7 protein-coding genes are annotated in these 7702 nt (G+C 64.5%); all 7 read right to left on the bottom strand.

All coding sequences use genetic code 11. The annotated features are described in order from the left end of the window. Nucleotides 1–59: 59 nt before the first annotated feature. From VHL31_RS07190 to VHL31_RS07160, 7 genes are read right to left on the bottom strand one after another with little or no spacing between them, the layout of a single operon-like run. The gene (locus VHL31_RS07190) at nucleotides 60–383 is read right to left on the bottom strand and encodes an entericidin A/B family lipoprotein (protein ID WP_329660525.1); all 324 of its coding nucleotides are present in this window, start codon (nucleotides 381–383) and stop codon (nucleotides 60–62) included. A 31-nt stretch (nucleotides 384–414) separates the two neighbouring features. Further along, complete coding sequence (locus VHL31_RS07185; RefSeq protein WP_329660524.1) at nucleotides 415–1920, bottom strand: FGGY-family carbohydrate kinase; 1506 nt, start codon at nucleotides 1918–1920, stop codon at nucleotides 415–417. Between the two features lie 9 nt (nucleotides 1921–1929). Continuing rightward, nucleotides 1930–3099, bottom strand: coding sequence for a M20 family metallopeptidase (locus VHL31_RS07180; RefSeq protein ID WP_329660523.1), 1170 nt, complete (start codon nucleotides 3097–3099; stop codon nucleotides 1930–1932). Continuing rightward, the gene (locus VHL31_RS07175; protein WP_329660522.1) at nucleotides 3096–4667 is read right to left on the bottom strand and encodes a GMC family oxidoreductase; all 1572 of its coding nucleotides are present in this window, start codon (nucleotides 4665–4667) and stop codon (nucleotides 3096–3098) included. Before VHL31_RS07175 ends, VHL31_RS07180 begins: the two co-directional genes overlap by 4 nt. 23 nt (nucleotides 4668–4690) lie before the next feature. Beyond that, nucleotides 4691–5761, bottom strand: coding sequence for an ABC transporter ATP-binding protein (locus tag VHL31_RS07170; RefSeq protein WP_329660521.1), 1071 nt, complete (start codon nucleotides 5759–5761; stop codon nucleotides 4691–4693). A gap of 36 nt (nucleotides 5762–5797) precedes the next feature. After that, the gene (locus tag VHL31_RS07165; protein ID WP_329660526.1) at nucleotides 5798–6658 is read right to left on the bottom strand and encodes a carbohydrate ABC transporter permease; all 861 of its coding nucleotides are present in this window, start codon (nucleotides 6656–6658) and stop codon (nucleotides 5798–5800) included. Then, entirely contained in the window at nucleotides 6658–7593 is a 936-nt protein-coding gene (locus tag VHL31_RS07160) for a sugar ABC transporter permease (protein WP_329660520.1), read from the bottom strand. Before VHL31_RS07160 ends, VHL31_RS07165 begins: the two co-directional genes overlap by 1 nt. Between the last annotated feature and the right edge of the window lie 109 nt (nucleotides 7594–7702).

Below are 7702 nucleotides of genomic sequence, written 5' to 3'. Positions count from 1 at the left end.
GCAGAAGCAAGAAAGGGCGGCCCCGTCAGGGACCGCCCTCTCGCCAGAATATCGCTCGATTACATCGAGTCCTTCACGTCTCCGGCCGTATCTTCCAGCGCGTCCCCGCCAGCCGAGATATCCTCGCCGGCGCCTTCCATGGTGTTGCAGGCAGCAAGAGTGCCCAAGCTCATCAGCACCGCGACGGCCATCATGAACCGCAGGAACGTCGCACGCAGGTCGGGGGACAGCTTATTGATCGACATCCAAGTCTCCGAAGTCAGCAGCCATTTAACGGCTTCGTGCAGGAGAACATTTTCTGGATGATCAGGTTCCTTTGAACGAGCCTTCACCGATGACAGGCGACCGTGGATCCCGCATACGGGGCCGAGTGTGATGGCCACGCCACGAGGTGCCCCGCAGCGCGACCGGTGATCATCCACGGATGATTGCCGGGCGGTGGAAGAACGGCCGCAACGCTGGGTAGAGGGAACGGTAGCTCCCATACGCCTCTTGGTAGGCCGGAGCGTTGGCAGGGTCGGGCTCGATGAGCTCGCCCCACCCGCACAGGCGGGTGATGTCCTGCCAGGTGACGCCGAGGGCGGCGCCCACGGCGGCCACCCAGGCCGCCCCCACGCATGAGCCGTGATGGTTCTCCAGCAGCCGGATGGGTGCTTGGAGGATGTCCGCCTGGATTTGCATCCAGATCCGGCTCTTGGCGCCGCCGTCGGAGGCGAAGAAGCGGGTCGGTGCATGCCCGATCTCGCGAAGAACCTCGACGTGATGGAGTTGCGCCAGCGCAAAACCTTCCAGGGCTGACCGCCAGACATGGCCTGAACCATGGTTCAGGCTGAGCCCGGTGAACGTCCCGCGTGCCAGCGGGTCGTGGATCGGTGTCTTTTCGCCGAGGAAATAGGGCAGGCAGGTCAAGCCCTCCGAGCCAGGCGGAACAGCGGCCGCCAGCCGGTCCAGGGCCTGATGGGACGTCTCCCCCTGCCGGCGTTCATGGGCCAGCACGGTTACCAGCCAGTTCAGGCCGGAGCCGCCCGAGGCCATGCATCCATTGGGTGCGTAGAGGCCGGGGATCAGGTGGTAGTCGGTATAGAGCCGCGCATCGGGCACGAGCAGGTCGGTTGCGATGATGATGTCGGCCGACCCGCCATACTTCAGCAGGACGTCGCCCCTGGCGATGATTCCCGCGGCCAGGGTAGAGCACATGTGATCGGCAGCCCCACCGAACACCGGCAAGCCCTCAGGCAGCCCTGTCGCGGCCGCCACGGCTCGTCCGATCGAGCCCAGTACCTCGTGTGGGACCGACTTGCGCGGGACGGCGTCACGCGGCACGTGGGCGAGCGCCACCAGCCGGTCGTCGATGGCATGGGTCGCAAGGTCGATGAAGCCGGCCTCAAGCGCCCAATTGTGCTCGGCGACCCGCTCGCCGGTGAGCCGCCAATTGATGTAGTCGTAGGACCCGAACACGGTAGCGATCCGCCGGAAGACATCCGGCTCGTGCTTCTCGATCCAGCGCAGCTTGGTCGCCACGATCTGCTGGTTGACGCCGTTGCCGGTGGTGCGGAGGAACCACTCTTCGTCCACCTCGGCCGCCACCTCCTCGACCTCTGCGCTGCAGCGAGCGTCACTCTGCTGAATGGCCGGGCGCAACACTTGGCCCGCCTCGTCCAGCAGGATGACGGCCGGCAGCATGCCGGTGACGCAGATGCCCTTGAGGTCCGAGGTGCGGCCCACGACGTGGGACGAAAGCTCCTGGAGGATGGAGCAGGCATTCGCCCACCATTCCTCCGGATCTTCCTCCGCCCACCCGGGGTGGCGCGCCGAGAAGGTGACCGGGCGGCTGGTCACCGCGACGATGGTTTCCGGCAGGTCCACCAGGATGCCGATCGTCGAGGTGGTGCCGATGTCGAGGCCGATGACCAGGCTCATGGCGGTTCTTCAGCCCAGTTGCCGGACGACGTCGACCAGCATGCGGGCCGCGGTCGCGACCTCGGCGATCGGAACGAACTCGTCGGCGGTGTGGGCCTGGTCGATCGAGCCGGGCCCGAAGATGATGGTCGGGATGCCGGCGGTGGTGAGCTTGGTCGCATCCGAGCCATAGGGCACGCCGATAATGTCGTCGGGCAGGCCCTGCTTGCGGCAGGCGGCACGCATGGCCTCGGTGATGGCAGCACCCGGTTCGACATCCATCGAGATCGAATCGATGAACGGCGGATGCATGGTGATGGCTGCCCCCTCGGGCAGGCCAGCCGCGAACGAGCGGACGATAGCATCGATCTCGCGCCAGGCATCCTCGCCGGTCTCGCCTGGCAAGGTACGGCGGTCGAACGTCATGGTGCAGCGGGCGGATACCGTGTTGGGGCCCTGCCCGCCCTCGATCATGGTGCAGACCAGGCTTGGCGAGCCCACCAGCGGATGCATGCGCGTGCGCAGCTCCGCCCCCAGCGTCAGGCGCAGATGGGCGAGCAGGTCAGTCGCGATCTCGATGGCGTCGATGCCTTCCTGCGGCTGCGAGGTGTGGGCAGCCTTGCCTCGGACCTCGATGGTCCAGCGCACGCAGCCCTTGCAGGCGGTCACGACCTTCAGCGACGTCGGCTCGCCGGCGATTCCACCGATGGCACCTTGGGCACGCCGTAGATGGTGGAGCACGCCCTTGAACTGGAATTCCTCGTCGACCGCCGCCACAAACTCGACGTCGATCGCCGGTGGATCCGCCGCCAGCTCACGCAGGGCCAGCAGCATCATCGCGATGCAGGCCTTGTCGTCGACGGAACCGCGGCCGTACAGGCGGCCATCGCGCACGGTCGGCGTGAACGGCTCGATGCTCATGCCGCTGACCTGCACGGTGTCCATGTGGCACTCGAGGATCAACTTGCGGCCACTGGCACCGCGCCCCTTGAGCATCGCCAGGACGTTGGCCCGCCCGGGCAGGACATCGTCCAGTTCCGGCTGAAGCCCCATGGCAGAAAGCCGTCGCGCCACCTCCTTGCCGACCGCCTCCTCCCCGAACCATTCGTCCATATCGTTCGGCTGGCGAAAGGCCGGATTGACCGAAGGGATCGCGACGAGGGCGGACAGTAGCTCGATGACGTCGTCGTCGGTGATCATGCCTTGCGCAGTTCGTCGGCCATCTTCTCGCCGATCATGATGGTGGAAAGGTTGGTGTTGGCCTGGCAGTCCAGGGGCATGATCGAGGCGTCGATCACGCGCAGCCCGGTGAATCCGCGCACGCGGCAGTGCGGATCGACCACGCTCTTCCTGTCGTCGAAGTCGGACGGTCCCATGCAGCAGCCGCCGGTGCCGTGTTGGGCATCGGAGGAGTGTTCGAGCAGGAACTCGTCGACCTGGTCGTCAGTGGCCGTGTCGAGCCAGGAGAGCGGCAGGTCCGTAGCGGCGAGCATCACGGCGTTGCTGATCCGCTGGACCGCATCCTGCTTCGCGATCTCGCCGAGATGGCGGTAGGCGACGCGCATGCGGGCCAGATCGCTCGCGTCGTCCAGCATGTTCTCCTCGACGATCGGCTGCACGAACGGATCGGCCGACGCGATCTCGACCGTGCCGCGGCTGTTCGCCCACATCAGGATGAGATTGATCATCGCCTCGCCGAACTGGGCCGAATCGACTTCGACGCCGATGCCGCCATGGTTCATCGAGACGTAGAGGATGTCCTGCGGCGAGCCGCCCGGCAGGTTTGAGCTCATCTTCACGCAGCAGTTGGTGTGCCGCTCGTCCGGGTCGGTCGCCTTGAACTCCGGCTTCAGCTTGAGCTCGAAACGGCAGTAGGGGTGGTCGAAGAAGCCCTTGCCGACGGGGAGGTCGGCGACGACGTCGATCCCGTGCTGCTTCAGCAGAGCCGCCGGGCCGATGCCCGAGCGCTGCAGGATCGGCGGGGAATGGATGGCGCCAGCGGACAGGATCACCAGCGGCGCATGGAAGTCCCGCTTCTCGCCCTTGACGATGGCGCTGACCCCGGTGGCCTTCTTGCCGTCGAGCAGCACCCGGTCGACATTGGCCTCGCCGACGATGGTCAGGTTCGGGCGGCCGCGCGCCGGCTCCAGGTAGCCGTCATTGACCGAAACGCGCCGGCCGTTGCGGTTGTTGATCGCATAGGTGCAGACGCCATCGGCATCGGGCGCGTTCAGGTCGTCGTGCCAGGGATGGCCCAGCGCCATTGCACCGTCGCGCAGAGCCCTGTCGATGTTGCCCCATTGTTCGACGGGCGCCCGGTAGATGGGGATCGGCCCGCCCTTGCCATGATGCTCGGCCTCGATCGGGTCGTCTTCCAGCCGGTTGAAGAACGGCAGCACCGCTTTGCCGGACCAGCCTTCGCAGCCCATCTCCGCCCAGCGGTCGAAGGCATGCAGGACGCCGCGGATGGCGATCTGGCCGTTCACGGCGGTCGAGCCGCCGGTGCCCTTGCCGCGCCAGTAGATGCGATGCTCCTGCCGCTTGGTGCGGCGCGACTTCAGGTCGGCATACATGAACCGCTTCTGGAAGTGCTCGGGCAGCAGCAGGTTGAACGGATTCGGACTCTGCATCTCCGGCGGGGCTTCGGCGCTGCGGAAATCCGGCCCCGCCTCCAGCAGCAACACCCTACGCTCTTTGTCCTCGCTCAAGCGAGCGGCCAGAACAGCGCCGGCAGCACCGGCACCGACGATGATGACGTCGAAGTTCATGGAACAGGACCCGTCAGAATGGATCAGGCGGCGCGGGCGAGTGGTTCGAGGATCCGGTTGCCGTCGGCACCGAACAGGAGGCAGCGGGCGGGCTCGGGCGTGATGGCAAGCCGCTCCCCGACCCTCGCATGCCAGCCGGGCGGCACCAGGGCTCGGACCTTGGCGCCGTGCTCGTCGTCGGCGATCAGGACCGATTCCCGGCCAAGATGCTCGACGGCGAAGACGGTGACCGGCATGGCGCCGGCCGTGCCTGGCTCGACGACGAGCACGTCCTGCGGACGCACCCCAAGCGTCACTTTCCCGGCCGCACCCGTCACGGGAACCGCCAGTTGCCCGCGCCGGAAGAAGCCGCCACTGACCTCGCCTTCGAGCAGGTTCATCGGCGGAGAGCCCAGGAAGCCAGCCACGAACACCGTGGATGGGGCATTGTAGATCTCGTCGGGCGTCCCGATCTGCTCCAGCCTGCCGCCATTGATGACGGCGATCCGGTCGCCCATCGTCATGGCCTCTACCTGATCATGCGTCACGAACACCGTGGTCGTGCCCAGGCGCTTTTGAAGGTTCACCAGTTCGGAGCGCAGCGACAGGCGCAGGGCCGCATCCAGGGCCGAGAGCGGCTCATCCAGGAGGAACACGGACGGCTCGCGCACGATCGCCTTGGCCGTCGCGACGCGCTGGCGCTGCCCGCCGGACAGATGCCCCGGCAGCTTGTCCATGAACGGCTCGATCTCCAGCATCCTGGCAGCTTCGGCGATCCTCCGCTTGCGCTCGGCATCCGTGATCTTGCTGTGACGCAGGCTGGTCTCGATGTTCCGGCGCACGGTCAGATGCGGGTAGAGCAGCGAGGACTGGAACACCATCGCAACGTTGCGCTCGTGCGGCGGCGCGTCGGTGACATCCACCCCGTCGAACAGGATGTGCCCGGAACTCGCGCCTTCGAGCCCGGCGATCATGTTCAGCGTGGTAGTCTTCCCGCAGCCCGACGGGCCCAGCATGATCAGGAACTCGCCGTCCACGATCTGCATGTCCAGGCCCTGCACAGCGACAAAGGCACCGAAGGTCTTACGGAGCTTGACGAGATCGATCTTGGCCATCGTGGTTCTCCTGGTCCCCTATCTGGTCGTCCGTGATCAGCGGACCGGATCGACGAGGCTCATTTCGGTGACGTGGCGCTGCAGGAAGAAGGCGAACAGCGCCGGCGGGATGATCGTGACGATGATCGACGCCGCCAGGTTGCCAGGCTCGGGATACTGAGCGAGGAAGCCCGAAATCGCCGGTGGCAGCGTGTTGGCGCTAGTACCGTTCACCAGCACGAGCGCGTAGGTGTATTCGTTCCAGGAGAACAGGAACGCGATGACTGCCGCAACCGCGATGCCGCTCTTCGACAACGGCAGGATCAAGGTCAGGAAACAGCTCATCCGGCTGTAGCCGTCGATCCGTGCCAACCGCTCGATCGGCGGAACGTTCCGGAAATAGCCGATCAGCATCCAAGCGACGAAGGGCACAGTGATGGTCAGAGTCACCAGGATGAGGCCGAAGCGGGTGCCGGTAAGGCCCAATTGCACATACATCGAATAGAACGGGATCAGGGTGGAGACTGGCGGCAGCGCCACGGAGAGCAGCACCGCGAACAGCAGTTTCTCCTTGTGCCGAAAATCCATGCGGGCGAACACGTAGGCCAGCGGCAGCACGATGATGAGCGTGATGACCGTAACGACACCACTGATGAACAGGCCGTTGAAGACACCACGGATGATTTGGTTCGACTGGCCGGATGCGCCAGTGCTGAAGCCTGCCGCATAAGTATAGTCGTAGCCGAAGATGTTGTAGAATGCACCCAGTTCGAACACGCCCGGCAGGAATGGCTGCGGGAACAGGCGGATCTGGTCGGGCGTCAGGAACGCCATCCGGCAGAACCAGTAGATCGGGAACAGCGACCAGACGATCGCCACCGCAATCGCCAGGTACAGGAAGAACGAGCGCTTGGCCATCAACGCGAAACCCTTCTTCCCCAGACGAGGTAGATCAGGAACGTGGAGCCGAGGATGAAGAACAGGAGATAGAAGGACATGGCTGCACCGTAGCCAAGGTTCAGATCCTTGAAGCTGCGCTTGTAGATCTGATAGGTCAGTGTCGCCGATGCCGTCCCGGGACCTCCGCTGGTCATCACCAGGATCATGTCGAACATCTTCATCGAGAGTACGGTGGTGATCGACGAGAACACGAACAGGCTGAATTGGAGCGGCGGCAGGGTGACGTAGCGGAAGGTCTCCCAACTGGTGAGCCGGTCGATCGCCGCTAGATCATAAAGCCGCTTTGGGATCGTCTTCATGTTGGCGAGAATGAAGAACGCCACCAGCGGCGCCATCAGCCAGGCATTGGCGACGGCCAGGACCTCGACCACGGTGGCCCGGCTCATCAGGTCGACACCCTGCGTTCCACCGAACGCGAAGGCGATCGTTGTGAAGATGCCGGTCTGCCCCTTGACCATCTGGCCGAACATCAGGCCAGCCGCATAAGACGAGACGCACCAGGGCAGGAACAGGAGGGTTCGCACAACACCAGCCATGCGGATCTGCTGGTTCATGATCGAGGCCAGAAGCAGCCCCAGGATCATGGTCAGCACCACAGATTCGATGGTAAACCGTAACGTGACCCATATCGCGTTGATGAAGGACTTGTCGCTCCAGACATCGATGAAGTTCTTGAAGCCGACAAAGGTAACCCGGTACCCACCGAAGAACACGATCTGATGAAGGCTCATATAGATCGAGTACCCCAGTGGGTACGCCACAACGATCAACAGGAAGGCTAGGACGGGCAGGCCGATCATGAACGCGAAGCGCGTATCCGACATCTCCCGGCGGCGCGTCTTGGCGGTTGGGGTGGATACTTGGATCGCCTGATCGGCGCTGCCCACTGCCATCTGGTCAGATACCGTACTTGCTGTTGAGCTCTTCGATCTTGGCGGTCATCGCATCCAGGGTCTCGATGATGTCGCCGTCATCGAGCAGGAAGGACGACAGGGTCTCCTT

It is taken from the genome of Geminicoccus sp. (assembly GCF_036263595.1).
In the GTDB taxonomy this organism is placed as follows: domain Bacteria; phylum Pseudomonadota; class Alphaproteobacteria; order Geminicoccales; family Geminicoccaceae; genus Geminicoccus.
Note: the sequence above shows the minus strand (reverse complement) of the source record. Positions and strands in the feature narration are given on the sequence as shown.

Coding starts and splice junctions, on each gene's coding strand:
- VHL31_RS07180 (WP_329660523.1), bottom strand. CDS start 3,099: ATGATCACCGACGACGACGTCATCGAGCTACTGTCCGCCCTCGTCGCG.
- VHL31_RS07175 (WP_329660522.1), bottom strand. CDS start 4,667: ATGAACTTCGACGTCATCATCGTCGGTGCCGGTGCTGCCGGCGCTGTT.
- VHL31_RS07165 (WP_329660526.1), bottom strand. CDS start 6,658: ATGGCCAAGCGCTCGTTCTTCCTGTACCTGGCGATTGCGGTGGCGATC.
- VHL31_RS07160 (WP_329660520.1), bottom strand. CDS start 7,593: ATGGCAGTGGGCAGCGCCGATCAGGCGATCCAAGTATCCACCCCAACC.
- VHL31_RS07185 (WP_329660524.1), bottom strand. CDS start 1,920: ATGAGCCTGGTCATCGGCCTCGACATCGGCACCACCTCGACGATCGGC.
- VHL31_RS07170 (WP_329660521.1), bottom strand. CDS start 5,761: ATGGCCAAGATCGATCTCGTCAAGCTCCGTAAGACCTTCGGTGCCTTT.